Source organism: Mesorhizobium yinganensis, from assembly GCF_040081985.1.
GTDB classification, from domain to species: Bacteria; Pseudomonadota; Alphaproteobacteria; order Rhizobiales; family Rhizobiaceae; genus Kumtagia; species Kumtagia yinganensis.
In genome coordinates, this window is the sequence record NZ_JBEBMH010000028.1 from 43510 (window position 1) to 66988 (window position 23479).

A 23479-nucleotide genomic window follows, 5' to 3' on the forward strand; every position below is an offset into this window, starting at 1 on the left:
CCGAGCTAGCCGCCCTTGCCGGCGATGCTGGTGATCCTCTGGATAAATTCGTTGACGGCGCGGTCGAGCGCCGCATTCTGCTTGTCGTCGCCGAGGTCGGGCACCACCAGCGATATGTGCCGGGTGCGCCTGAGTCCGGCCTCCTGGGCGGCCTTGCCCGGATGCGCGGCGCGGTAGTCGGCGAGAAAGGCGTCGCGCTCCTGCGCGCTGAAATGGCAGACGGAAAAGATTGTCTGCAGGTGTTTTGACGGGATCGGCGTCGAATAGGTCGGGCTGGTGATCTGGGTGACGAAGCTACGGTGTTTTCCGAGTGCGTCGGCCAAACGCTGGCGCGTGCCGGAGGGGCGCTGGTCGATCACCATGGACAGGATCGTCTTATAGGCGCGGATCGCCGCTTCGGCGTCCTTTGGCTCGGGCTGCGGCCGTTTCGCCATCGTCAGAGCGTGACGCCGGCAATCGCGGCCTTGGCGAGCGCCAGTTGCGCCGGCACGACGGAGAGGTCGCGCAGGCCGGCTTCCAGCAACGCCGGGATAGCTGCCGGATCGCCGCCGGCGTCGCCGCACAGGCTGACCGGAATGTCGTTCGCGCTCCCAAAGGCCGCGACCGAGGCGATCAGGCGCAGCACGGCCGGATTGTGCACGGAGTTGAGCGCCGCCACCGCCGTGTTGTCACGTGCCGCTGCCATGACGTACTGGGTGAGGTCGTTGGAGCCGATGGAGAAGAAGGCGACATCGGCGAAAAGCTCGGGGGCGATCGCCACGGACGGAACTTCGACCATGATGCCGAGCGGCGGCAAAACATGCTCGATGCCGGCCTTGGCCAGACTCTCCGCCTCCTCGGCGAAAAGCGCGGCAGCGAGGGTAAATTCCTCCGGAACGGCGATCATCGGAAACATGATTTTCAGATTGCCGTGGACGGCGGCGCGCAGCAGCGCGCGGATCTGCACACGAAAGATCTCCGGCCGCGCCAGCGACAGGCGGATGCCGCGCAGACCGAGGAACGGATTGCCTTCGTCCACCGTATAGTTCGGCACCGGCTTGTCGCCGCCCGCGTCGACGGTGCGGATGGTGACCGGCTTGCCGGCCGCCCATTCCAGCACTTTGCGATAAGCGCGGTACTGCGTCTCCTCATCCGGCAGGCCTTCCGGCTTTCCGAAGAGGAATTCAGTGCGCATTAGCCCGACGCCATCGCAGGTTGCGACATCGATGCGCTCGACATCGGACGGATCGGCGACATTGATGAGCACGCGCACCGGCGTGCCGTTGGCGGTTGCCGCCGGCTTCGCAGAACTTTCCTCCGCCGCGCGTCGACGCGCGACAAAAGCCTCAGCCGCCCTATGGAAAAGGGCCTCGGCCTCGTCGCTGGGTCCGAGCAGCACGTGGCCGTGCTCCGCGTCGAGAAAGGCGGGAAGCTTGAAATCGCTCGGCACCGGTCCGAGGCCGACCACCATCGGCACGCCGCGCGCCCTTGCCAGCATGGCGACGTGGCTCGCCGAACTGCCCTTTGCCAGCGCGATGCCGCCGCCCTGCGACCAGTCGACGGCAAGAAAACGCGTCGGCCCGATATCGTCGCCGACAAGTATGACGCCGGCTGGCAGCGACAGGTCGCTGGCGGGAACAAGGACGTCGAGGACCTGCTGGCGAATGTCCTTCAGGTCGGCGGAGCGGGCGCGAAAATAATCGTCGTCGGAGGCTTCGTAACCTGCGATCTCGGCGTCGAGCGCAGCGCGCCAGGCCTGGTCGGCCGGACCGCCGTCCTCGATCGCCGCGAAGGCGGGCGCAGCCAGAGATTCGTCGGCGAGCATGGCAAGCTGGAACTCCAGCATGTCGGCGGCCTCGCCGAGGGTCTGCGTGGCGAGTGCGGCAAGCTGTTCGGACGCGCCTTCGATGGCAAGCGCAAGCGCGCGGGCTTCAGCCTCTGGCGAACCTTTGGCGACATAGGCGTTCGTTGCGGCGTCGAGCCTGAACAACAGCCCTTTCGCGTAACCGTGCGAAGCGGGGATTCCCGTCAGTCTAAGCGGTCCGGGCATGGGCTTCGGCCTCGTCGAAATCGCGCCCGACCAGCGCGACCAGAGCGTCCACGGCGAGTTCCGCCTCCTCCCCGCTGGCGCGCAAATGGAGCACCGTGCCCTTAGGCGCCTTGGCCGCCATGACCTTGACGATGCTCTTGGCGTCGAACCACGGACCCTCCGGCGCCAGCGCCATCTCGATCGAGGCCGGAAACGATTTTGCCAGTTTCGTGAACTTCACGGAGGGGCGGGCATGCAGGCCGACCTCATGCGTGATCTCAACCGCTTTTTGTGCAAGCGCCGTCATCAAGAATTCCGATCCATTCAAGCCGGCGCCAATTCGTGCGCCGTCGCCACGACTTCTTTGAGCGACGCTCCTCCCGAAGCCTCCGTCGCAGCCATCACCGCGCCCTCTACGATCGGCGCGTTGCAGACAACGATCCTGCCCGCCCTGGGTTCGCCAATCATTTCGATTGCCATCTCGCTGTTGGTCTCGGCGCCGCCGAGATCGACCAGGATGGCGACACCGGCCTCCGACCATGCGCTGTCGATCGCCTGCATGATCGCTTCCACGCTTGTGCCAAGCCCGCCCTCCGGGTTGCCGCCGCACCAGGCGAGCGGCACCTCGTCGCCGACCATCTGCCGCACCATGTCGGCGGTGCCTTCGGCAACCTTGGCCGAATGCGAGACGATGACGATACCGACATTTTTCATGCGTCCCGCTCCAGGGTTTCGGTGACGATGCGCACGATCAGCGCGGAGGAGCGCGCGCCGGGATCGACGTGGCCGATCGAGCGGTCGCCGAGGAAGGAGGCGCGGCCGCGAATTGCCTTCATCGGCTTGGTGGTCTCAGCGGCTGCGTCCCCCGCGTCGGCGATTTCGGCGCCTGTCTTGCCTGCGGCAAGTGCCGCCTGCACAGGATAGAGCACGTCGAGCATCGTCTTTTGGCCCGCCTGCGATTTTCCGCGCGCAGCCACCGCATCGACCGCCTTGCCGAAGGCGGCAGCCAGTTCGGCCCGGCCGGGTTCCGCCGGCAGTTCCTTGCCGAGGGCGAGGAACAGCGTGCCGAACAGCGGGCCGGACGCACCGCCAACGGTCATGACCAGCTTCGTGCCGATCGCCTTCAGCGCGTCGGGCAGGGGCTTTTCGGCAAGAGTGGCGGTCTCGGCGCGAACCGCCTCGAAGCCGCGCTTCATGTTGAGCCCGTGGTCGCCGTCGCCGATCGCCTGGTCGAGCGCCGTCAGTTCGTCGGCATGCGCCGACACCGTGTCCGCTACGGCGGCGATCAGGGCTGGCAGGTCGATCCTGTGCATCGTCGTATCCAAACTCATCCCGCGATCCTGTTGCCCGCGCCGTCGAAATAGAGCGGCGCGCGGAACCGCACGGTCACGCGGTCGCCCTTCTGGAAGGATGTGTCGGGGTCCGTCAAGGTCACCAGCCTGCGGCCGCCGACGGTCAGGTGCAGGTGATTCTGGTCTCCGAGATGCTCGATCCAGTCGATGGTGCCGTCCGCATGGCCGTTCGCCGCCTTCTCGATCTTCAGGTGCTCGGTGCGCGCGCCGACCGTCTTGGTCCCCGCCGGCGCCGCATCCGGCAGCAGGCCGGCCGGCAGCAGGTTGATCGCCGGCTGCCCGAGCCGCGCCGCGACGTGCAGGTTGGCGGGCTGCGTATAGATTTCACGCGGCGTGCCGATCTGCACCAGCCTGCCTTCGGCCAGAATGCCGATGCGGTCGGCCATGGTCATCGCCTCGATCTGGTCGTGGGTGACGTAGAGCAGGGTGGAGCCGAGCTCCGTCTGGATGCGCTTCAACTCCAGCCGGAGTTCTCCCCGCAGCTTCGCATCGAGCGAGGATAGCGGCTCATCCATCAAATAGATCGCCGGCCGCCGCACCAGCGCCCGGCCGATGGCGACGCGTTGCATCTCGCCGCCGGAAAGCCGCGTCGACTTGTTCTCCAGCTTGTGGTCGATCCGCACGAGCTTGGCGATCTCGGCGACGCGCGCCTTGATCTCCTCCTCGGACCGCTTCCGCGTCGGCGAGCGCAGCGGGAAGGCCAGGTTTTCGTATACGGTGAGATGCGGATAGAGCGAATATTGCTGAAAGACGAAGGCCACGTCGCGACCCGCCGGTTCCAGCTTGGTGACGTCGCGACCGGCGATCACGATGGAGCCCTGCTCGGGCCGCTCCAGCCCGGCGATCAGCCGCAGCGTCGTCGTCTTGCCAGCGCCGGTCGGGCCGAGCAGCACGACAAACTCACCATTCGCGATATGGAGGTTCAGCTCCGAAACGGCCTCGGTCTCGCCGAAGCGTTTCGAGACGCCGCGCAGCGATACATCAGCCATGCGCCGTCCCCTCATGCAGGCCGGTGCGGACGGCGCGACCGGATTGACGCTCGAACAGCGACACGCGCGCTGCGTTGAAGGCCAGCCCCACAGGCTCCCCGGTCCGCAACTGGATTTCCGCCGGCACCCGCGCCTTGACCATTCCGCCGGCCGTCTCGACCGCCACGATCTGGGTCGTGCCGAGATATTCCGTGCCGTAGATCGCGCCGCGCAGTTTCGAGCCTTCGTCGAAACGAATATGTTCCGGGCGCACCCCAAGCGCGAATTCTGCGGGCAGGAAATCCTCGTGGATTTCGGGCACACTGACGGTCGCACCCTGCACGACGATCTCCTTCGCGCCGCGCCGCAGCCCGCCGTCGAACTTCAGGAAATTCATCGGCGGCGAGCCGATAAAGTCGGCCACGAACATCGAGGCGGGCCGGTCGTAGATCTCCTTCGGCGTGCCGAACTGCTCGATGACCCCGTGGTTCATCACGGCGATCTTGTCGGCCATCGACATGGCCTCCAACTGGTCATGGGTGACATAGACGGTGGTCGCGTGGATGCGGTTGTGCAATTCGCGCAGTTCGTGGACCATCACGTCGCGGAATTCCGTGTCGAGCGTACCCAGCGGCTCGTCCATCAAAAAACATTTTGGGCGGCGCACGATGGCGCGGCCGAGCGCCACGCGCTGGCGGTCACCGCCTGCAAGCCCCGATACCGGCCGGTCGAGCAGATGGTCGATGCGCAGCAGTTTGGCCGTCTCCTCAACGCGCTGGCGGATTTCGGCCCGTGCCATGCCCTGGGCAAGCAGCGGAAAACCGATGTTCTTGCGCACGTTCATGTGCGGATAGAGCGCAAAGAGCTGGAACACGAAGGCGATGTCGCGCTCGCGGGCGCGCAGCATGGTGACGTCCTCGCCGCCGAGCAGGATCTTTCCGCCCGTCGGCAGTTCGAGACCAGCGATCATGCGCAGCGTGGTGGTCTTGCCACAGCCCGACGGCCCGAGCATGACAAAGAACTCGCCGTCCTCGACGACGAAGTTGGAATTCTGGACCGCGATGAACGATCCGAATTCCTTGCGAAGGTTCTGCACGCGGATTTCGGCCATCGTCTTATTCCGGGAATTTCGAGACGACGATGAACATGACGGTGCCGGCGAGCATCGTGACGAACGACCAGGTGTAGAGCTGGATCGCAAAAGACTGGAACAGCATCAGGAAGCCCAGCCCGATCACCACCGTGGCGATGTTTTCGAGCAGGCCGCGCCGGAGGGCACGGGGCCAGGAGGAGCGTTTTCTCGTTGAACTGGAGTTGCTCATTACAGCCGCTCCGCCAAGCTGGAATACCCCTCATCCGACCGAGCTTCGCTCGGCCACCTTCTCCCACAAGGGGAGAAGGAAAGGCGCGCTCTTCCTTCTCCCCTTGTGGGAGAAGGTGTCGAGCCCGAAGGGTGAGACGGATGAGGGGTGTTGGACGGAGTGCTAAGGCTGCTCATTTCCGTACCGCCCCGAACGTAATCCCGCGCAGGAGTTGTTTCCTCAACAGGATGGTGAACACCAGGATCGGCACGAGGAAGATCGTCGTGCCCGCCGCGACGGCCGGCCAGTCCTGGCCGCCCTCGCCGATGATGGTCGGGATGAAGGGCGGGGCGGTCTGCGCGGTGCCGGAGGTCAGCAGTGCCGCGAATGCATATTCGTTCCAGGCAAAGATCAGGCAGAAGATGGCGGTTGCGGCGATGCCGGTCGTGGCCTGCGGCAGCACGACCCGCCAGAAAGCCTGCAGCCGCGTGTAGCCGTCGATCATCGCCGCTTCCTCGTATTCGCGCGGGATCTCGTCGATGAAACCCTTGAGCAGCCATACCGCGAGCGACACGTTGACGGCGGTGTAGAGCAGGATCATGCCCAGCGCCGTGTCGGAGAGACCAAGCTCGCGATACATGAGATAGATCGGGATCGCGACCGCGATCGGCGGCATGAAGCGGGTCGAGAGGATGAAGAACAGCAGGTCGTCGGCCAGCGGTACCTTGAAGCGCGAAAAACCGTAGGCGGCCAGCGTGCCGAGGAACACGGCGAGGAAGGTCGAGCCGAAGGCGATGATGATCGAGTTGAGGAAGCGCGGCAGGAAGTTCGACGGGCCGGCAATCACCATGTTGCGCTTGCGCGTGGTCTCGTCGCAGAAGCTCGTCGCCGGCGGCAGCGAGTTGATGTATTCCGGCGTCTGCCGCGTGCGCGTCGTGAACAGGTTGCAATAACCCTCGATCGACGGCGTAAAGACGACCTTCGGCGGATAGGCGATCGAATCCGGCGGCGTCTTGAAGCTGGTGGCAAAAATCCAGAACAGCGGGATCATCGACACCACCGCATAGACGATCACCAGCGTGGCTGCGACGCGCTTGGAGGTCGTGCTCGGCTCGACGACGGAATGGGCGGCGGCACTCATCGGCTCTTCACCCGGTTCAGGACTTTGACGTAGATGTTGGCCAGCCCGAAGACGGCGACGAACAGGATGATGGCGAAGGCGGAGGAGAAGCCGGTGCGCCATTTCTCGAAGGCTTCGCGCTTCAGCGTGATCGAGGCGACCTCGGTGGTCGATCCGGGCCCGCCTCCGGTCAGGAGGTTCACCATGTCGAACATCTTGAAATTCTCGATGCCGCGGAACAGCACCGCGAGCATGATGAAGGGCAGCGCCATCGGCAGGGTGACCGACCAGAACTGCCGCCAGTTGGACGCGCGGTCTACCTCGGCCGCCTCATAGATGTAGTCCGGAATGGAGCGCAGCCCCGCCAGGCAGATCAGCATGACGTAGGGCGTCCACATCCAGGTATCGACGATGATGATCGCCCACGGCGCGAGCTTCACATTGGACAGCATCAATATGTCGGTCGTCGGGATGCCGGTGAAAAACGACACGATGTAGGTGAATAGCCCGATCTGCGGCTCGTAGAGGAAGCGCCAGAAATTGCCGACCACGGCCGGCGAGAGCATCATCGGCACCAGGATGATGGTGGTCCAGAAGGCGTGGCCACGGAACTTCCGGTCGATCAGATAGGCCAGAGTGAAGCCGATCAGCGTCTGCAGCAGGATCGTCCAGAACACGAAATGCGCCGTCGTCTGCATCGCGATCCAGGTGTCGTTGTCGGTCAGGATTCGCTCATAGTTCTGCAGGCCGATGTTCTTGACCGCCTCGTTCGGGCGGTTGGCGCGGTAATTGGTGAAGGAAAGCTGGATCGCCCAGATCAGCGGGAAGATGTTTATGGCGAGCAGCAGCAGGATGGTCGGCGCGATGAACAGCCAGGCGACCATCCGGTCGGAAAGCCCGCGCACCGTCTTGGCCAGCGGCTCCGGCGTTGCCCGGGCGGCGGCCTCCATGGTCCGATCCAGTAGGGAAGGGTGGGTGTCGGTCACGACGGGCTTTCTGCCGGGCAGGTCTTGCATGATGAGCGGTCTCCGTCCCGCGCCAGGCTAACACGGCGCGGGGCGGAGTTGGGAGGACGTGGTTACATCTTGCCGTCGTCTTCGAACACTTCGGTCCAGTCCTTGACCAGGCCGTCGAGCGCTTCCTTTGCCGTGCCCTGGCCGGCGACGACATAATCGTGGAAGCGCTTCTGCGAGGCCTGCAGCAGCGAGGCGTAGCTCGGCTCGGCCCAGAAGTCCTTCACGATGGCCATCGAGTCGAGGAAGGTCTTGGCGTAGGGCTGGCTGGCCTCGAAGCCAGGGTCTTCGACGACCGACTTCAGGCACGAGAAGCCGCCGAGCGACCACCACTTCTTCTGCACGTCGGTCGTGGCGAACCACTTGATGTACTGCAGCGCGGCGTCCTGCTTGTCCGAATAAGCCACGACCGAGATGCCCTGGCCGCCGAGCTGGGCAAATTTCTCACCGTCGGGACCCGCCGGGTTGGCGAAGAAGCCGACCTTCTCGCCGCCCACCATCTCGTCCTTCTGCAGTCCCGGCCAGGTGAAGGCGAAGTTCATGTGCAACGCCACCTGGCCGGATTTGAAGGCGTCGATGCCTTCGCCCATGTAGCTGTTCGACGCGCCGGGCGGCGTGCAGCAGTCGTAGAGCGCCTTGTAGAATTCGAGGCCCTTCACCGACTTCTCGGAATTGACAAAACCTTCCATGTCGTAGGGCTTGTCGGGGTTTTCGTACTTGAAGCCGAAGGAATAGAGCACGTCCATGACGCCCATGGTGACGCCTTCGGAGCCGCGCTCGGTATAGATCGAGGCGCCGTAGACCTTCTTGCCGTCCACCTCGCGACCCTGGAAGAATTCCGCAATGTCCCTCAACTCGGCAAAGGTCGCGGGCACGGCCAGATCACGACCGTATTTTTCCTTGAATGCGGCCTGAAGTTCCGGCTTGGCGAACCAATCCTTGCGATAGGTCCAGCCGACCACATCGCCAAAGGCCGGCAGCGACCAGTAATTCGGCGTGTTCTTCGGCCACTCCGAATAACCGACCACGGTAGCGTCGACGAAGTCGCTCATCTTGATTCCTTCCTTGTCGAAGAAATCGTTGAGCTTGACGTAGTGGCCGTTCTCGGCCGAGCCGCCGATCCACTGGCTGTCGCCGATGATCAGGTCGCACAGCTTGCCCTTGGAGTTGAGCTCGTTGAGGAAGCGGTCGGCGTAGTTCGTCCAAGGCACGAACTCGAATTTCATGCCAATGCCGGTCTGCGCGGTAAAGTCCTTGGACAGCTCGACCAGAGCATTGGCCGGGTCCCAGGCGGCCCAGCAAAGCGTCAGATCCTCGGCCTGCGAAACGCCCGTCATGGCCGTCGAGGCGGCAAGCCCCGCGACCAGGCCGAGCGACACTTTCAATGTCGATTTCATCCCTACCTCCCATGTGCGAAACCGTCCGAATGACGGCTTCAAGAACCAGTCCGCCCCTCCCGAAGGCGCCCACACGCATCACGGCGTGTTGAGTAATTTTGTTTAGTTGAAACAGAATTTACTAAACACGCAAGGGGGAAAATGTGCTGCGCTGCACAATGCTTTCCGCAAGGTCATTTTCGGGCGAGGGCGGTGCGAGAAGCGCGTCGCGCTCTTGACGGTCCTTCGGCGCGGCCTCAAGATTTGCCGCAAAAATGAAATCAGAGCCACGCATCGGATGAAACGAAGCTCTGGGAGGAAATGATGTCGAGCTCGATCAGGCTCTTCAGGGGCACGTTCGGCCATGTCTCCATGCTGAACGTCAGCAGCAATTTCGTCACCCACGCCCATGCCGAGGCCCACCTCATCATCTGGCTGGACGGTGTCGCCGGGGAAATGACGATCGGCGGCGAGGTCGTGCGGCTCGGCGCCGGCATGGCCGCCTGCATCAACTCGTTCCAGCCGCACAGCCACGCGCTGTCGGACGGCAGCGCGCCCGGTCGGTTCCTCGCCTTCTATATCGATCCCGACTGGGCGCGCCGCCGCCTCGGCCTGGCGCCGAAGGTGCCGCTGTTCGCCATGCCGGCGCTGCCGCTGGACGGCTGGCTCTACCGCGCGGCGGTTAGCCTCTACGACGAACTCAACGACGGCGCCGGAGATGAGCTGGCGAGCTACGAGACCGAGCGGCTGGTGGACAGCCTGATCGACGCGGCCGACATGGCGAGGCCGCGCAAGGCGCCCGCGGGCGCCGGCGCTTTGCAAGACCACCGCGTGCGCAAGGCCATCGAGCTGATGAAATCGAATGTCTGCGAGCGCATCTGCTTCGATGACGTGGCGAGGAGCGTCGGCCTGTCGCGGCCGCATTTCTTCGCGCTGTTCAAGGAACAGACCAACCTGACGCCCAACGTCTACTGGAACACGCTGCGCATGGAGGAGGCGCTGAAGCAGCTCCAGTCGCAGGATTCGCTGACCTCCGTCGCCTGCAACCTCGGCTTCACCTCGCAAGGCAATTTCACCCGCTTCTTCCGCGACCATGCCGGCGTGCCGCCGACGATCTATCGGGAAGCGGCGCGGGCGACGGCGTAGGCTGGCCGCCGCTATTATAATTTTGTGCCAATTGCACGCGGCGTTGAGTTCTATCGGCTAAAAATGACAATGGACAAAAGACGCGAACAAGTCAGAGCGCAAGAAGATCTGGTAAATCTTTATTTGCGGCTGAACGGTTACTTTGTCACAAAATTCATCGTGCATTCGTCAGTCTCGGGAAAAAACAAAACCGAGATGGATGCAATTGCGATTAGGCTTCCTCATAGTGCGGAGCCGGAGCGTGTCGTCGGCCCTGACCCCAACCTTAAAACATCAAAAGAGTGGACCGATATTCTTATATGTGAAGTCAAAAGCAGTGGGCAGCAGATACGCTTTAACAAAGCGCTGACCTCGGATGCCGCCGCTCTTGCTACTGTTCTTAGGTGGTGCGGTGCCTTCGATGAGCAGGAAGTCGTTCAAATCGCTGGTAAGCTGGCGGGTCTTCTCTCGGGAACGGCCAACTCAAACGACCATCCTGTTGTAGAAGGTTCACAGAGGACGCGGGTTCGAGCGCTGTTGTTCAGTCCCGAAAAAGAATCAAGGCGGCCGAACCAACCGTGGTTTATAAATGGGACACAACTTATGGAGTACGTGGCGTCATGTCTTGCTCCTGCGGCGTTGCGTCTTACGTGCTCGACGACGTACGATTTTCAAGCTTGGGGTGAGCAAGAGCGTATTGTTCGTTACTTCAAGGGGCTAAACGGAAACCCACCCGGTGATATCAGAGCTTTGTATCGCTACCTAAAATTGGAGTAATTTTTCGAAAGCGTCGGCAGGCGGTAAGGGTCGCACATCGAACGGTGGACGGCGCGACTTTTTCAGACGCATCGATAAGCGCCCAAGACTGATTGATAAGCGCCCCCACGGTGGCCGGCATAGATTTCTCCCAACGTGCAATCTGGGAGGAGCGCCGCATGGCGAAGGTTCATGTTTCCAGCGTCATCGACGCGCCGGTGGAAAGGGTCTGGGCGCGCATCCGCGACTTCAACGGCCTGCCAACTTGGCATCCACGCATGGTCGAAAGCCAAATCGAGGACGGCAAGTCGGCGACCGACATCGGCGCCGTGCGCGCCTTCAAGGTAGCTTCGGGCGCGACCATTCGTGAACGGCTCGTCGCCTTCTCGGATGGCGAGTACCTGACCACCTATTCGATCATCGGACACCCGGCGCCGATCTCGAACCACACGTCGACGCTGAAATTGGAGCGCGTCACCGATGGCGACCGCACCTATGCGGTGTGGACGGCGGAGTTCGATGCGCCGGTCGACAAGGCCGACGAGATTGCCAAGGGCATGGGCGAAAACGTCTTCCAGGGTGGCTTCAACGCGCTGAAGAACCATTTCGCCGCGCAAAGCTGAAGTCTTCGCGGTCGGCCCGGGGAGAAAACGATGCCACTTGGACTTAAAACATTCGCCAGTGTGAACGACGCAGGCGCGGCTTTGAAAGCCGGCGGCGCGCGTTATATCGGCGGCGGCACGCTGGTGGTCCGCGCCGCCAACGAAGGCGACGTCTCGCTGTCCACCTTCGTGCGTTCGACCGATCCCGCATTGTCGGCGATCTCCGTGGAAGGCGACCGCGCCACCATCGGTGCGTCGGTGACCATGGCGGCCATCGCGCGTCATCCGGCTCTGGCGTCGATTTCGGCGGCAGCGCGCGCCGTCGGCGGCCCCGCGATCCGCAACATGGCGACCGTCGGCGGCAACCTGTTCGCGCCGGCGCCCTATGGCGACTTCGCCGTGGCGCTGCTGGCGCTGGACGCCGAGGTTTTGGAAGGCGACCAGGCTACGCCGATTGAAGCCTTCATCAAGGGTAGGGACGCCGACGCCGGCCGCATCGTCGGCGCGGTGCGTTTCGACGTGCCGGAGCCGAAAAAATTCCGTTTCGCGAAGGTGGCGCGGGTCAAGCCGAAGGGCGTGTCGGTGCTGAGCATCGCGGCCATGTTCGACGAGGCGGCTGACGGCAGCATCCGCGACGCCCGCATCGCGTTGGGCTGCATGGCAGATCGGCCGATACGTGCGCTCGCCGCCGAAAAGGCGCTGATCGGCCGCACGCGCACGGCAGACGGCATCGCGCCAGCACTAGCCGCCGCCACGCAAGGCACGGCGCCGATCACCGACGCCATCGCCAGCGCTTGGTACCGGGCGGAGGTTCTGCCGGTCCATCTCGGCCGGCTGCTGCTGTCGTAAGGTCCGTTCGTACAAACGGGCCTCCAGGGAATCGCCAGAAAGCGCTGCCTGCTCGGGCCGGCGCGGGAGGAAGAAAAGAATGGCGAAGGTACCGATCCAGTTCGTGCTCAACGGCGACGAAAAGGCCGAATTCGTCGAAAGCGGCTCGACGCTTCTGAAGGTCCTGCGCGAAAAGCTCGGCGACACCTCGCCGAAGGGCGGCTGCCAGCAGGGCACATGCGGAACCTGCTCGGTGCTGGTCGATGGCGAACTCAGGCTGTCCTGCCTGACACTTGCCGAGACCTGCGAAGGCGCTGAAATCACCACCACGTCCGGGCTGGCGGAAGGCGGCGTGCTCCACCCATTGCAGCGCGCCTTCCAGGAGGGGTTCGCCATCCAATGCGGCTTCTGCACGCCAGGCATGATCATGGCTGCCAAGGCGCTGCTCGACCGCGTGCCGAACCCCACGCGCGAGGAGGTGGTCGACGCCATATCGGGCAACATCTGCCGCTGCACTGGCTACGAGCCGATCATCCGCGCTATCCTTTCGGCGGCGCGTTCCAACTCGCATCACGCGGCCTGAGGAGTTTTCCGCAATGGAACTGCGCAAAAACTACTTCGCCGACGAGCGCAAGGACGATCTGCACGAGATCGGCCAGAGCCGCCCGCGCTCCGACGCGCCGGGCCATGTCACCGGCAAGACCGCCTATTTCGCCGACCGCAGCTTTCCCGGTTTGCTGCACCTGAAGATGGTGCGCAGCCCGCATCACCACGCGCGCATCAGAAGCATCGATACGTCGGCGGCTGAAAAACATCCGGGCGTGGTAAGAGTGCTGACGGCCAAGGATATTCCGCACAACCTCTACACCATCCTGATCCTGATCCAGGTCGGGCCTGAAGACGAATACGTGCTGGCCGAGGACAAGGTCCGCTGGAAGGGCGAGGCGGTGGTCGCCGTGGTCGCCGAGACCGAGCGAGCCGCGCAGGAAGCGGTGGACAAGGTCAAGGTCGACTATGAGGTGCTGCCTGCCGTTTTCGACATGGAGGAGGCGCTGAAACCCGGCGCGCCGCCTGTCAACGAGCACCATCCCGGCAATTTTTACCTCTACGATAGCGGCGATCACCGCAAGGTGCGCTTCGGAGACATCGAAAAAGGGTTTGCCGAGGCCGACCATATCCTCGAGCAGACCTATGCGTCGTCGCCCATCGAGCAGGCGCCGACGGAGACCACCGGCTGCGTCGTCGTGCCGGAAGGCAACGACCGTTTCACCTGCCACACGAATACGCAGGCGATGTTCTTCACGCTCGACAACACTTCGATCATCCTGCAGATGCCGGGCCACAAGCTGCACATGGTCGGCGGCACGGTGGGCGGCGGTTTCGGCGGCAAGGTCGACGTCATCGTCGAGCCGATCGCCATTCTCGCCGCAAGACTGACCGGGAGGCCGGTCTCCTTCATCTATGACCGCTACGAGGAGATGCAGATTTCCTCGCCGCGCGCGGCCGAAAAGATCGTCATCAAGGACGGCGTGACGAAGGACGGGCGCATCGTCGGCCGCAAGGTGACCGGCTACACCGACGCCGGCGCCTATTCGCGGCATTCGCCCTATGGCGCGCAGAAGGGCGCCGCGCACTATCCCGGTCCTTATACTGTGCCGAACGTCTGGATCGACACCTACTGCGTCTACACAAACCGCACGCCGTCCTCGGCGATGCGGGGCTTCGGCGTGACCATCGCCGACTTCGCGCTGGAGGTGCAGATGGATAAGCTGGCGCGGCTGATCGGCATGGACCCGCTCGAATTCCGCTTCGTCAACGCCTATCGCGACGGCGACATGAAGGCCCATCGCCAGCCGACAACGGGTGCTGCGCTGATCGAGTGCATGCAGGAGGCGTCGCGCGCCGCCAACTGGCCGGTCGCGGAGAAATACCTGAAAATGTCGTCCTACAAGCAGGGGGCCTGAGCGATGGCGATCCGGCGCGGCCGCGGCGTGGCGGCGATCAACTACCCGACCGGTATGAACCTCGGCGGCGATCCCAGCCAGGCGCTGGTGCACTCGACGCCGACCGGCAATTTCATGGTGACGCTGTCCTCCGTCGACCTCGGGCAGGGGCTGAAGCAAGTGATGGCGCAGATCTGCGCCGAGACCATCGGCGTGCCGACCGAACAGGTGATCATCGACACTGCCGACACCGATACCGGCCCGCACTGCATGGGCACTTTCGCCTCGCGCGGCACGCACCGCATCGGCAACGCCGTCGTGCAGGCGGCACGCGAGGCGCGGCAGGTCATGCTGGAAGTCGCTGCGGAAGCGCTCGAAGTGAACGCGGACGATCTCGAAACTGACGGCACCGGCAACATCCATGTGAAGGGCGCGCCGCAAAAATCCATCTCGATCTTCGACACGGCACTCACAGCGCATTTTAAACTCGGCCGCTCGATTTCCGGTCGTGGCATGTTTCTGGTCCCGCGCTCCTATCCGGAGGTCGAGACCGGCGCGATGAAGCCGTCCACCTGCTATGCGCACGCCTGTACGGTGGCCGATGTCGAGGTGGACGACGAGACCGGCGAGGTCACGGTCGTGTCGGTCAAGAATGTCTTCGAGATCGGCCGCGCGCTGAACCCGAAAATGGTCGAGCAGCAGCTTGTCGGCGGCTCGTGGATGGGCATCTCGCATGCCCTCTACGAGACCACCGAGCCCTATTATCCCAGCCGCGACCATGCAGGCACGGACTTCAACGAATATCTGATGCCGGGTCCGGGCGATCTCGCCGAAACCGAGATCATCGTGCTGGAGCGGCCTGCGGCCGACGGTCCCTACGGTGCCAAGGGACCGGGCGAAATGTGCGCCAACCCGCAGATCCCCGCGGTGGCGAACGCGGTTTTCGATGCGGTCGGCGTTCGCATCGACATGCTGCCGATCACGCCCGAGCGGATTCTGAGGGCGCTGAAGGAACAGCGGGCGGCTTAGCCGGTCGCACGATCCGATGAACGCATCCGCCGAACAGATCGCAGCCTCGCCGGAAGCCATCGCGGCGGCGTTGGAAAATGCCCGCTACATCGCAGACGAAGGCCTTGCCACGGCAGTGTTTTTGGCGATTCGCCTTGGAAAGCCGCTGCTTTTGGAAGGCGCACCCGGTGTCGGCAAGACCGAGGCCGCCAAGGCGATCGCCCATGTGCTCAGACGCGATCTGGTGCGGCTGCAATGCTACGAAGGCATCGACGCCGCGCATGCGCTTTATGAGTGGAATTATCAGCGGCAGCTGCTCGCCATCCGCCACGCCGGCGACCAGGAGATCGACATCTATGACGACCGCTTCCTGATCGATCGGCCGCTGTTGCAGGTGCTGCGCGCACCCGAGCGGCGGGTGCTGCTGGTGGACGAGATCGACCGCTCGGATCATGAATTCGAGGCTTTGCTGCTGGAATTCCTCTCGGATTTCCAGATCAGCATTCCCGAGCGCGGCACCCTGACAGCCGCCAGCCAGCCGGTCGTGGTGCTGACCTCCAACCGTACACGCGAATTGGCCGAGGCATTGCGCCGCCGCTGCGTCTATCATTGGATCGCCTATCCCGATGCAGGCCGCGAGGCCGCAATCATCATGCTGCGCGCCGGCGATGTCGCCGAGACCACGGCGCGGGCGGTTGCCAAGGCCGTCGGCGGCATCCGCGCCCACCCGCTGGCAAAACCGCCTGGCATTGCCGAGGCAGTCGAATGGGCGAACGCAGCGACCATGTTGGAAAAAGCCGGGTCGCCCTGGCCGCTCGCCTTCCGCCGCGCCATCGGCGTGCTGATCAAGGACGAGGAGGATCTTTCCTATATCGCGCCGGAGTTGGATCGGATCGTCGAGGAGGCGTTGGGGTGAACGGCGGCGCAGCTCTTCTGCCTGCAGCTGCGCCTTTCCTCGGCTTTGCCCGCCATCTGCGAAAATTCGGCTTTTCCATCTCGCCCGAGCAGGTTACGGGTTTCATGCAGGCCATCACCCTTCTCGGTCCGCGCTCGATGCGCGACATCCACGAGGCAGCACTTGCAATGCTGGGGCCTGCGCCCGACCGGCGCGGCGAGTTCGAGGCGCATTTTCGCGCCTTCTTCCATGGCGAGATCGAAAACCTTGTCGAGGCGGAAGGCGAGGAAGAAACCGGCATCAAGGACGATGTCGGCGAACAAAAGCAGGAAGTTGACATCCGTCGGGACGATGAGAGCGGTGAAACGGCTTCCGCCGCCGAGCGCCTTGGCCTGCGCGATTTCGGACGTGGCCAGGATGCGCTGGCAGAGTTCCGCCGCGAACTGCCGGCCGCTCTGCCGGTCCGCAGATCATTCCGCAATGTGCGCACGCATGGGCGCGCGAAATTGGACCTGCGCCGCTCGCTGCGGGAGATCGTTACGGCGGACGGCGATGTACCGGTGCCGCTCTTCCGCGAGCGTCAGCTCGTTCCACGCAAGCTATTGATCCTGATCGATATTTCTGGATCGATGAAACTGTGGACGGAAGACTATTTGCGGCTTGCGCATACTGTTGTGCAGGCGGCGCCCGGCGCCGAAATCTTCACCTTCGGCACGAGGCTGACGCGCATCACCGGGCCGTTGCGCCTGCGAGGCCGAAAGCAGGCGCTGGCGCGGGCCTCGGCGCTGGTGGAGGACTGGGACGGCGGAACCCGTATCGGCCCGGTTTTGCTCGCTTTTTTGTCGGTTCCGAGGTTTTCGGCCTTCGCCAGGGGGGCGGGAGTGGTGATCCTTTCGGACGGGCTCGAGCGGGGAGATCATGCCGAGATGGAGACGGCGATGCGCCGGATTTCGGCGCGGGCCTGGCGGCTGTCGCTGGCGACGCCGCTGGCCGGCGACTCGCGGTTTCGGCCGCAAACCGCTGCTTTGAAAGCGATTTTGCCGGTGCTTGACGATCTGGTCGACGGATCGTCGTTGTCGACGCTGACAAAGTTCATCCTGTCGCTTGCCCAACCCGCGCCGAATGCGGAACATATGTGGAACGAAAGGGCGTAACCATGCGGAAAACAATCGATTCTCACTTCCACATCTGGCGCCAGAACGACCAGCCCTGGCTGGTCGGACCGATGGTTCCGCGCATCTTCGGACCTTACGAGCCGATCCGGCGGGACTATCCGATCGAGGAGTTTCTGGAAGACCAGAAGGACTCAGGAGTCGAGAAGGCAATTTACGTCCAGACCAACTGGGCCAAAGAGGATTTTGAGAAGGAAGTGGCTTTCCTGAGCGAGACGGCGGAGCGCAGCGGATGGCCGCATGCCATTGTCGGATATACGGATTTTACCGTCGACGATGTCCGGCCGCAGATCGACCGGCTGACGAAATATCCACTTCTGCGCGGGGTGCGGATGCAGTTGCATTGGCACGAGACGCCGGCTTTCCGCTTCGCAAAATCGGCGGATCAGGTGATCGATCCAGTCGTCAGGAAAAATGTAGGCCGGCTAAAGGATTACAGCCTTTCCTTCGACTTGCAACTGTTCCCGGCTCAGATGAAGGACGGGTTGCAGCTGGTTGGAGAGAATCCGCAAACCGATTTCATCCTGACCCATGCCGGCATGTTGACGGCCAGCGATGAGAAGACGGTGGAGGAATGGAAGGAAGGTCTGTGGACACTCGCCAAGGCCCCGAATTTATATGCGAAATTGTCCGGGCTGGGCACTTTCGAGCACCGGAACGACCCGGCGCTGATTGCGCTGATCTACGATTCGGCTATCGATATTCTAGGCAGCGACAGGCTGATGTTCGGCTCGAACTTCCCGATCGAGAAATTGTGGACTTCTCATGCAGAGCTCATCACCGCGCATCATGCAGCCGCGAGCCGCAAGAGCTTGAAAGATCAGGGGAATATTTTCTGGAACACGGCGGAGAAAGTCTATCGGCCGGTCTGAAAACCCGGTCTTACGGGAAGCACGCCAAGTCGCGTCAACTTCAAAATAGGACGTGATTTCAAAGGTTTATCCGGAATCTGCCGCCGAAAAATCGTTTTGACCTGACGCGGACCCCTCATGAACTTGCCGCAACGCCTCTTTTCGGCGTCCCGGCCATGACGTACGTGTCCGTTGCGCGCTTGCGGGCGGGGCGTTCGTAACTCATGGTTGTTGTCGCGGACAGTCAGGCGGGCTCCGCAAAACTGTCCTCACATCGGCAGGCCGACATAGTTTTCCGCCAGCGCCGCCGAAGCCGCTCGGGAATGGACGACGTAGTCGAGTTCGGCCTCCTGGATGCGCTGGCCGAAATCGTCGGTGTCGGGGAAGCGGTGGAGCAAGGTGGTCATCCACCAGGAGAAGCGCACCGCCTTCCAGACGCGCGACAGGGCGCGTTGCGAATAGGCATCGAGGCTGGCTGTAGACCTTTCGGCATAGTGCTCGCGAAAAGCCTCGAAGAGATAGCGCACGTCGCTGGCGGCGAGGTTCAGACCCTTGGCACCGGTCGGCGGCACGATGTGCGCGGCGTCGCCGGCCAGGAACAGTTTTCCGAAACGCATCGGCTCGGCGACGAAGGAGCGCAGCGGCGCCAGGGATTTTTCGAAGGACGGGCCGGTGGTGACGGCGTCGGCGACGGTGTCGGGCAGGCGGCGGCGCAGCTCGTCCCAGAAGCGGGTGTCGCTCCAGTCCTCGACGCGGTCGTCGATCGGGCACTGGACATAATAGCGGCTGCGGGTCGGCGAGCGCATGGAGCAGAGCGCGAAACCACGCGCATGGTTGGCGTAGACCAGTTCGGCATCGGCGGGCGGAACTTCGGCGAGAACCCCCAGCCAGCCGAACGGATAGCGCCGCTCGTAGGTTTTCAGCGCCCCCGCCGGCACGGCCTGGCGGCTGGCGCCGTGAAATCCATCGCAGCCGGCGATGAAGTCGCAATCGATGCGGTATGCGATGCCGTTCTGATCGAAAGTGACCGCGGGCGAGGTGCCGCCGAACTCCATCGGCGCGGCGTTTACGGCCTCGAAATGGGTGGGGAGGCCGGCCGCGGCGCGCGCCTCCATCAGGTCGCGGGTAATCTCGGTCTGGCCGTAAACGGTGACATGTTTGCCGCCGGTAAGAGCGGAAAGATCGATGCGGTGCAGGCGGTTGTCGAAGGCGAGCGAGATGCCGTGATGCGGCAGGCCCTCGGCACGCAGGCGCCTGGCAACGCCGGCCTGTTCGAGCAGGTCGACCGTGCCCTGCTCCAGAACGCCGGCGCGGACGCGGGCGAGCACATGCGCGCGGCTCGAGCGTTCGAGGATGATCGTGTCGACGCCGATTCCGGCGAGCAACTGGCCGAGCAGAAGGCCGGCCGGGCCGGAGCCGATGATGACGACCTGGGTGCGCACTCTTTGCGAAGGCATCTAGGCCACTCCGCTGCCGGGCTCTTCCCCCAGACACTCGATGCTGGCGGCGAGGTCGATGGCGTTGCGCAGCGAGGCAGCGGCGGCGACCGCCATCTGCGGCAGGATCATCCATTCGAGCGTCCAGGCCGCGCCCGAGCGTTCGAATTCGTGTACCAGTGCCTGGTGCATGCCGGAAAGCTGCAGGGCATTGAACCGGGCAAGCGTCACCAGCATTTCGGCTTTCACCGGGTTCTGCTTGTGCGGCATGGCAGAGGAAGCGCCGCCGCCGGTGAGTTTTATGCCGCGCCCGTCCAGCGTCATCAGCGCGACGTCCTGCCCGAATTTGCCGAGGCTGCCGGTGACGAGCGAGAGCCAGCCCGCGAAATCGGCGAGGGCGTCGTGCTGGCTCTGCCATTGCGGCGCGTCCCTGAGACCGAGTTTCTCGGCGAGCGACCTCCGCACTGCGCCCGCTTTTTCGCCGAGCGTTTCCAGCGTGCCGGCGGCGCCGCCGAACTGGACGACGAACAGGTCCTCGGACAGGCGGGCGAGCCGGTCGCGGTGCCGCTGGAGAGGACCGCGCCAGGCCGCGATGCGGTCGGAGACGCGGATCGGGATGGCCGGCTGCATGCGGGTGACGCCCATCAGGGCGTTGTTGCCGAACGTTTCTCCGAGCGTGCCGAGCCCGCGGTCGAGTGCTGTCAGTCGCGCATCAAGATCGGCGGCGAGTGGCTTTAGCCTCAGCACAAGCGCTGTGTCGACCGCATCCTGGCTGGTCGCGCCGAAGTGGATTTTTGCGCCATGTGGCTGGCCGGTGATTTGGCGAAGCTGGCGCACCAGTTCCGGCACGGGCACGCCGTCGCGCGCGGTCGCCTCGAACAGTCTTGCCATCTCCGGCCGGAAGCCGGCGATGGCCGCGACGATGCGCTCTGCCGCGTCCTTGGAGATGACGCCATGTTCAGCCTCGGCCCCGGCGAGCGCGCTTTCGAAGGCGAGCATGGCTGCGAGTTCGGCATCGACCGAAAAATGCCGCGCAGCCGCTTCGTCGCCCAGCAGGCCGGACAGGATTGGGTGATCGAAGGGGGAAACAGTCATTGGCTGGCGGTCAACTGTCAAAGAAGACCGTTTCGCGCTCGCCCTGAAGGCGGATGTCGAGGGCGTAGCCGTCCGCCGTGCGCTCGGCCAGCAGCGTCTGCCTGCGCGAAAAATGCTCGATGCGGGAAAGGATAGGGTCTTCGGCGTTGGCGGCGGTCTCGTCGGCGAAATAAAGGCGAGTGTGCAGGCCGACATTGATGCCGCGCGCCACGATCCAGATGGTCACATGCGGCGCCATCAGGCCGTTGCGATGTGGCACGCGGCCGGGCTTTATGGTCAGGAATCGGCATTCGCCGGTCTGCATGTCGGTCGCCTGCCGGCCCCAGCCGGAAAAATTCGGATCGGCTTTTCCGCGCGTGTCGGAGGGCGAATTGTAGAAGCCGGTGGCATCGGCCTGCCAGATTTCGATCAGCGCGTCGCGCAAGGGCGCGTCGGCGCCGTCCAGGATGCGGATGGTCAGCGTAATTAGATCACCGACAGCCTTGTCGTTGACCATGCCGGTGCCGAGGTCCTCGCGATAGACTCCGCCGATGCCGCAGAAATTCGGCGTCAGGCCGATATGCACATAAGGGCCGGCTGTCTGCGACGGCGTTTCCTTCAAAGCCTGGCCGGGGCGGGCCATCAGTTGCCCTCCGGCCGGTTTTCGAACGGCGTGGAACGGCGGCCGCGCAGCACGATGTCGAAGCGGTAGGCGAGCGCGTCCATGGGGATCGCGGCCTGCATGTCGAGCGTGGCGATCAGCATCTCGACCGCCGCCTTGTCGGGGATCGTTCGCACGATCGGGCAGAGCCAGATCAGCGGGTCACCCTCGAAATACATCTGCGTGACCAGCCGTTGGGCAAAGCCGTGGCCGAATACCGAGAAGTGGATATGCGCCGGGCGCCAGTCGTTGGGGCCGTTCGGCCAGGGGTAGGGACCGGGCCGGATGGTGCGGAAGACATAGCCGCCGTCCTCGTCCGTGACGGTGCGCCCGCAGCCGCCGAAATTCGGATCGAGCGCGGCCAGATAGCCGTCTTTCGCGTGCCGGTAGCGCCCGCCGGCATTGGCCTGCCAGAATTCCAGCAGCGCAGCGGACACCCCCCTGCCGCGCTCGTCGATGACGCGGCCATGGACGATGATGCGCTCGCCGATGGCGCTTTCGCCGGGTTTTGCGAAATTGTGGATCAGGTCGTTGTCACTTTCGCCGAGCATGTCGTGGCCGAAGACGGGGCCGGTGATCTCGGACAGCGTGTTGTCGAAGGATAGCAGCGCACGCTGCGGCGAGCGCAGCACGGAACTCTTGTAGCCGGGCGCGAAGGCCGGCGGATGCCAGTTGCGGTCGCGGGCGAAGAAGCCGCCGGTTTCCGCTCCTTTGTTGGAGAAGGGCTCAGCGGCCATGGCCGTCCGCCTTTCGGTCCATCTCGGCAAAAACCTCCTTGGCAATCTTTATGGCGCGGTTGGCCGCCGGCACGCCGGCATAGATTGCGACGTGAAGGAAGGCCTCGCAGATGTCGTCCCGCGACGCTCCGGTGTTAGCGGTGGCGCGGACATGCATGGCGAGTTCGTCGTCATGGCCGAGCGCGGCGAGCAGGGCGAGCGTGACGATCGACCGCTCGCGCTTCGACCAGCCGGGCCGCGCCCACAGCGTGCCCCAGGCCGCCTCGGTGATCAGTTGCTGGAACGGCCGGTCGAATTCGGTGGTGTTCCCCTGGGCACGGTCGACATGCGAATCACCGAGCACCGAGCGGCGCACAGCCATGCCGGTGTCATAGCGGTCGGAACTGGGCGGGATATCCTTCATGTCATGCTCCGGACGGGACGAAGCCGCGGATCAGCGCCGCAAGCGCGTCCGGCTGTTCGACGCAAGGGATATGGCCGGCGTCTCTAATGATCTCGAAGCGTGAACCGGGGATGAGCGCGGCCAAAGAGCGAACGAGTTCGGGCGGCGTCGAACCGTCCTGGTCGCCGACGATGCAGAGCGACGGCACGGCGATTTCGGCGGCCGCCTCGGTGTAGTCCGCGTCCCGGATCGCCGCGCAGGTGCCAGCGTAACCCGCGACCGGCTGGCGGACGAGCATGTTGCGGTAGCCGGCAAGTTCCGCCGCCCTGTTTGCATGGAAGGCGGGTGTGAACCATTTTTCCATGACGCCGTCGGCGATGGCCGCGATGCCTTGCGTCTCGACCGTCGCAATGCGCGTGTTCCAAGTCTCGCTCGTGCCAATCTTGTGCGCCGTGTCGCAGAGGATCAGCGAGGCCACCAATTCTGGCCGCCTCTGGCAGAGCCGCTGCGCGATCAGGCCGCCGACCGACAGGCCGCAGATGACTGCGCGGCCGATGGCGAGAAGGTCGAGCAGGCCGAGCAGGTCGTCGACATGGTCGTCGATGGACATGATGCCGTCGCCGAGGGCGGACAGGCCGTGGCCGCGCTTGTCATAGACGAGGAAGGGAACGTCGCCGGCGAAATCGGCGGCCATCGTGTCCCAGATGCGGAAATCTGTGCCGAGCGAATTGATGAAGACGATCGGCTCCGCGTCCGCGCTCGAAGGCGTGAAACGGTAATGCAGCGAGACGCTGCCGATCTTGGCAAACGACAAGGCTTGTTCCTCCCGAGACTTGTCTCAATGGCTTTGGCGCAGGTTGCACCACCTGTT

Annotated in this window: 27 protein-coding genes; 10 read left to right on the top strand and 17 right to left on the bottom strand. The window is 63.9% G+C overall.

Going from position 1 to position 23479, the window contains the following annotated elements:
- Nucleotides 1-5 precede the first annotated feature (5 nt).
- The 11 genes from ABMA59_RS30215 to ABMA59_RS30265 form a co-directional block, all read right to left on the bottom strand.
- A complete protein-coding gene (locus ABMA59_RS30215) occupies nucleotides 6-434 on the bottom strand; it encodes a hypothetical protein (protein WP_349009091.1) in 429 nt (142 codons plus the stop codon).
- Between the two features lie 2 nt (nucleotides 435-436).
- Nucleotides 437-2029 carry a phosphoenolpyruvate--protein phosphotransferase gene (gene ptsP / locus ABMA59_RS30220; protein WP_349009092.1) on the bottom strand — a complete coding sequence of 531 codons (1593 nt, stop codon included), beginning with the start codon at nucleotides 2027-2029 and terminating at the stop codon, nucleotides 437-439.
- Nucleotides 2013-2315 (bottom strand): HPr family phosphocarrier protein, encoded by a 303-nt coding sequence (locus tag ABMA59_RS30225; RefSeq protein ID WP_349009093.1) that lies wholly within the window; start codon nucleotides 2313-2315, stop codon nucleotides 2013-2015. The genes ptsP and ABMA59_RS30225 overlap by 17 nt, the downstream gene beginning before the upstream one ends.
- A gap of 17 nt (nucleotides 2316-2332) precedes the next feature.
- Entirely contained in the window at nucleotides 2333-2722 is a 390-nt protein-coding gene (gene dhaM, locus ABMA59_RS30230; RefSeq protein WP_349009094.1) for a dihydroxyacetone kinase phosphoryl donor subunit DhaM, read from the bottom strand.
- Nucleotides 2719-3339, bottom strand: coding sequence for a dihydroxyacetone kinase subunit DhaL (gene dhaL / locus ABMA59_RS30235; protein ID WP_425476003.1), 621 nt, complete (start codon nucleotides 3337-3339; stop codon nucleotides 2719-2721). The genes dhaM and dhaL overlap by 4 nt, the downstream gene beginning before the upstream one ends.
- On the bottom strand, nucleotides 3336-4349 hold the full coding sequence (locus tag ABMA59_RS30240) for an ABC transporter ATP-binding protein (protein WP_349009095.1): 1014 nt from the start codon (nucleotides 4347-4349) through the stop codon (nucleotides 3336-3338). Before ABMA59_RS30240 ends, dhaL begins: the two co-directional genes overlap by 4 nt.
- The gene (locus tag ABMA59_RS30245) at nucleotides 4342-5439 is read right to left on the bottom strand and encodes an ABC transporter ATP-binding protein (protein WP_349009096.1); all 1098 of its coding nucleotides are present in this window, start codon (nucleotides 5437-5439) and stop codon (nucleotides 4342-4344) included. Before ABMA59_RS30245 ends, ABMA59_RS30240 begins: the two co-directional genes overlap by 8 nt.
- A gap of 4 nt (nucleotides 5440-5443) precedes the next feature.
- Nucleotides 5444-5650 carry a hypothetical protein gene (locus ABMA59_RS30250; protein WP_349009097.1) on the bottom strand — a complete coding sequence of 69 codons (207 nt, stop codon included), beginning with the start codon at nucleotides 5648-5650 and terminating at the stop codon, nucleotides 5444-5446.
- A gap of 172 nt (nucleotides 5651-5822) precedes the next feature.
- On the bottom strand, nucleotides 5823-6770 hold the full coding sequence (locus tag ABMA59_RS30255; protein WP_349009098.1) for a carbohydrate ABC transporter permease: 948 nt from the start codon (nucleotides 6768-6770) through the stop codon (nucleotides 5823-5825).
- The gene (locus ABMA59_RS30260) at nucleotides 6767-7699 is read right to left on the bottom strand and encodes a carbohydrate ABC transporter permease (protein ID WP_425476006.1); all 933 of its coding nucleotides are present in this window, start codon (nucleotides 7697-7699) and stop codon (nucleotides 6767-6769) included. Before ABMA59_RS30260 ends, ABMA59_RS30255 begins: the two co-directional genes overlap by 4 nt.
- A gap of 128 nt (nucleotides 7700-7827) precedes the next feature.
- Nucleotides 7828-9099 (bottom strand): ABC transporter substrate-binding protein, encoded by a 1272-nt coding sequence (locus ABMA59_RS30265; RefSeq protein WP_425476007.1) that lies wholly within the window; start codon nucleotides 9097-9099, stop codon nucleotides 7828-7830.
- Between the two features lie 363 nt (nucleotides 9100-9462).
- Between ABMA59_RS30265 and ABMA59_RS30270 the strand changes: the two genes are divergently transcribed.
- From ABMA59_RS30270 to ABMA59_RS30315, 10 genes are all read left to right on the top strand, one after another.
- Complete coding sequence (locus ABMA59_RS30270) at nucleotides 9463-10284, top strand: helix-turn-helix domain-containing protein (RefSeq protein ID WP_349009101.1); 822 nt, start codon at nucleotides 9463-9465, stop codon at nucleotides 10282-10284.
- Nucleotides 10285-10353: 69 nt separating this feature from the next.
- Nucleotides 10354-11040, top strand: coding sequence for a hypothetical protein (locus tag ABMA59_RS30275; RefSeq protein ID WP_349009102.1), 687 nt, complete (start codon nucleotides 10354-10356; stop codon nucleotides 11038-11040).
- A 158-nt stretch (nucleotides 11041-11198) separates the two neighbouring features.
- Nucleotides 11199-11642 (top strand): SRPBCC family protein, encoded by a 444-nt coding sequence (locus tag ABMA59_RS30280; RefSeq protein ID WP_349009103.1) that lies wholly within the window; start codon nucleotides 11199-11201, stop codon nucleotides 11640-11642.
- 30 nt (nucleotides 11643-11672) lie between these two features.
- Nucleotides 11673-12470, top strand: coding sequence for an FAD binding domain-containing protein (locus ABMA59_RS30285; protein ID WP_349009104.1), 798 nt, complete (start codon nucleotides 11673-11675; stop codon nucleotides 12468-12470).
- 79 nt (nucleotides 12471-12549) lie between these two features.
- Entirely contained in the window at nucleotides 12550-13032 is a 483-nt protein-coding gene (locus tag ABMA59_RS30290; RefSeq protein ID WP_349009105.1) for a (2Fe-2S)-binding protein, read from the top strand.
- A gap of 13 nt (nucleotides 13033-13045) precedes the next feature.
- Nucleotides 13046-14413 carry a xanthine dehydrogenase family protein molybdopterin-binding subunit gene (locus ABMA59_RS30295; protein WP_349009106.1) on the top strand — a complete coding sequence of 456 codons (1368 nt, stop codon included), beginning with the start codon at nucleotides 13046-13048 and terminating at the stop codon, nucleotides 14411-14413.
- Nucleotides 14414-14416: 3 nt separating this feature from the next.
- Entirely contained in the window at nucleotides 14417-15421 is a 1005-nt protein-coding gene (locus ABMA59_RS30300; protein WP_349009107.1) for a xanthine dehydrogenase family protein molybdopterin-binding subunit, read from the top strand.
- A gap of 16 nt (nucleotides 15422-15437) precedes the next feature.
- Nucleotides 15438-16316 (top strand): AAA family ATPase, encoded by an 879-nt coding sequence (locus tag ABMA59_RS30305; protein WP_349009108.1) that lies wholly within the window; start codon nucleotides 15438-15440, stop codon nucleotides 16314-16316.
- Complete coding sequence (locus ABMA59_RS30310) at nucleotides 16313-17449, top strand: vWA domain-containing protein (RefSeq protein WP_349009109.1); 1137 nt, start codon at nucleotides 16313-16315, stop codon at nucleotides 17447-17449. The genes ABMA59_RS30305 and ABMA59_RS30310 overlap by 4 nt, the downstream gene beginning before the upstream one ends.
- Nucleotides 17450-17451: 2 nt before the next feature.
- Nucleotides 17452-18339: an amidohydrolase family protein gene (locus ABMA59_RS30315; RefSeq protein WP_349009110.1), complete on the top strand. Its 888-nt coding sequence runs from the start codon at nucleotides 17452-17454 to the stop codon at nucleotides 18337-18339.
- A gap of 248 nt (nucleotides 18340-18587) precedes the next feature.
- Here ABMA59_RS30315 and pobA read toward each other — a convergent pair whose 3' ends face one another.
- The 6 genes from pobA to pcaD are packed head-to-tail and all read right to left on the bottom strand — an operon-like array spanning nucleotide 18588 to nucleotide 23422.
- Nucleotides 18588-19760: a 4-hydroxybenzoate 3-monooxygenase gene (pobA, locus tag ABMA59_RS30320; protein ID WP_349009133.1), complete on the bottom strand. Its 1173-nt coding sequence runs from the start codon at nucleotides 19758-19760 to the stop codon at nucleotides 18588-18590.
- Between the two features lie 15 nt (nucleotides 19761-19775).
- Nucleotides 19776-20849, bottom strand: a complete 1074-nt coding sequence (locus ABMA59_RS30325) for a 3-carboxy-cis,cis-muconate cycloisomerase (protein WP_349009111.1) — start codon at nucleotides 20847-20849, stop codon at nucleotides 19776-19778.
- Between the two features lie 10 nt (nucleotides 20850-20859).
- Nucleotides 20860-21471, bottom strand: a complete 612-nt coding sequence (gene pcaG, locus ABMA59_RS30330; RefSeq protein ID WP_349009112.1) for a protocatechuate 3,4-dioxygenase subunit alpha — start codon at nucleotides 21469-21471, stop codon at nucleotides 20860-20862.
- The gene (pcaH, locus tag ABMA59_RS30335) at nucleotides 21471-22226 is read right to left on the bottom strand and encodes a protocatechuate 3,4-dioxygenase subunit beta (RefSeq protein WP_349009113.1); all 756 of its coding nucleotides are present in this window, start codon (nucleotides 22224-22226) and stop codon (nucleotides 21471-21473) included. The genes pcaG and pcaH overlap by 1 nt, the downstream gene beginning before the upstream one ends.
- A complete protein-coding gene (pcaC, locus tag ABMA59_RS30340; RefSeq protein ID WP_349009114.1) occupies nucleotides 22216-22629 on the bottom strand; it encodes a 4-carboxymuconolactone decarboxylase in 414 nt (137 codons plus the stop codon). Before pcaC ends, pcaH begins: the two co-directional genes overlap by 11 nt.
- 1 nt (nucleotide 22630) lies before the next feature.
- Entirely contained in the window at nucleotides 22631-23422 is a 792-nt protein-coding gene (pcaD, locus tag ABMA59_RS30345; RefSeq protein ID WP_349009115.1) for a 3-oxoadipate enol-lactonase, read from the bottom strand.
- Between the last annotated feature and the right edge of the window lie 57 nt (nucleotides 23423-23479).

Excerpts from the sequence above, each read along its gene's own strand:
- ABMA59_RS30215 (WP_349009091.1), bottom strand. The coding sequence starts at position 434 with ATGGCGAAACGGCCGCAGCCCGAGCCAAAGGACGCCGAAGCGGCGATC.
- ptsP (WP_349009092.1), bottom strand. The coding sequence starts at position 2,029 with ATGCCCGGACCGCTTAGACTGACGGGAATCCCCGCTTCGCACGGTTAC.
- ABMA59_RS30225 (WP_349009093.1), bottom strand. The coding sequence starts at position 2,315 with ATGACGGCGCTTGCACAAAAAGCGGTTGAGATCACGCATGAGGTCGGC.
- dhaM (WP_349009094.1), bottom strand. The coding sequence starts at position 2,722 with ATGAAAAATGTCGGTATCGTCATCGTCTCGCATTCGGCCAAGGTTGCC.
- dhaL (WP_425476003.1), bottom strand. The coding sequence starts at position 3,339 with ATGAGTTTGGATACGACGATGCACAGGATCGACCTGCCAGCCCTGATC.
- ABMA59_RS30240 (WP_349009095.1), bottom strand. The coding sequence starts at position 4,349 with ATGGCTGATGTATCGCTGCGCGGCGTCTCGAAACGCTTCGGCGAGACC.
- ABMA59_RS30245 (WP_349009096.1), bottom strand. The coding sequence starts at position 5,439 with ATGGCCGAAATCCGCGTGCAGAACCTTCGCAAGGAATTCGGATCGTTC.
- ABMA59_RS30250 (WP_349009097.1), bottom strand. The coding sequence starts at position 5,650 with ATGAGCAACTCCAGTTCAACGAGAAAACGCTCCTCCTGGCCCCGTGCC.
- ABMA59_RS30255 (WP_349009098.1), bottom strand. The coding sequence starts at position 6,770 with ATGAGTGCCGCCGCCCATTCCGTCGTCGAGCCGAGCACGACCTCCAAG.
- ABMA59_RS30260 (WP_425476006.1), bottom strand. The coding sequence starts at position 7,699 with ATGGAGGCCGCCGCCCGGGCAACGCCGGAGCCGCTGGCCAAGACGGTG.
- ABMA59_RS30265 (WP_425476007.1), bottom strand. The coding sequence starts at position 9,099 with ATGACGGGCGTTTCGCAGGCCGAGGATCTGACGCTTTGCTGGGCCGCC.
- ABMA59_RS30270 (WP_349009101.1), top strand. The coding sequence starts at position 9,463 with ATGTCGAGCTCGATCAGGCTCTTCAGGGGCACGTTCGGCCATGTCTCC.
- ABMA59_RS30275 (WP_349009102.1), top strand. The coding sequence starts at position 10,354 with ATGGACAAAAGACGCGAACAAGTCAGAGCGCAAGAAGATCTGGTAAAT.
- ABMA59_RS30280 (WP_349009103.1), top strand. The coding sequence starts at position 11,199 with ATGGCGAAGGTTCATGTTTCCAGCGTCATCGACGCGCCGGTGGAAAGG.
- ABMA59_RS30285 (WP_349009104.1), top strand. The coding sequence starts at position 11,673 with ATGCCACTTGGACTTAAAACATTCGCCAGTGTGAACGACGCAGGCGCG.
- ABMA59_RS30290 (WP_349009105.1), top strand. The coding sequence starts at position 12,550 with ATGGCGAAGGTACCGATCCAGTTCGTGCTCAACGGCGACGAAAAGGCC.
- ABMA59_RS30295 (WP_349009106.1), top strand. The coding sequence starts at position 13,046 with ATGGAACTGCGCAAAAACTACTTCGCCGACGAGCGCAAGGACGATCTG.
- ABMA59_RS30300 (WP_349009107.1), top strand. The coding sequence starts at position 14,417 with ATGGCGATCCGGCGCGGCCGCGGCGTGGCGGCGATCAACTACCCGACC.
- ABMA59_RS30305 (WP_349009108.1), top strand. The coding sequence starts at position 15,438 with ATGAACGCATCCGCCGAACAGATCGCAGCCTCGCCGGAAGCCATCGCG.
- ABMA59_RS30315 (WP_349009110.1), top strand. The coding sequence starts at position 17,452 with ATGCGGAAAACAATCGATTCTCACTTCCACATCTGGCGCCAGAACGAC.
- ABMA59_RS30325 (WP_349009111.1), bottom strand. The coding sequence starts at position 20,849 with ATGACTGTTTCCCCCTTCGATCACCCAATCCTGTCCGGCCTGCTGGGC.
- pcaG (WP_349009112.1), bottom strand. The coding sequence starts at position 21,471 with ATGGCCCGCCCCGGCCAGGCTTTGAAGGAAACGCCGTCGCAGACAGCC.
- pcaH (WP_349009113.1), bottom strand. The coding sequence starts at position 22,226 with ATGGCCGCTGAGCCCTTCTCCAACAAAGGAGCGGAAACCGGCGGCTTC.
- pcaC (WP_349009114.1), bottom strand. The coding sequence starts at position 22,629 with ATGAAGGATATCCCGCCCAGTTCCGACCGCTATGACACCGGCATGGCT.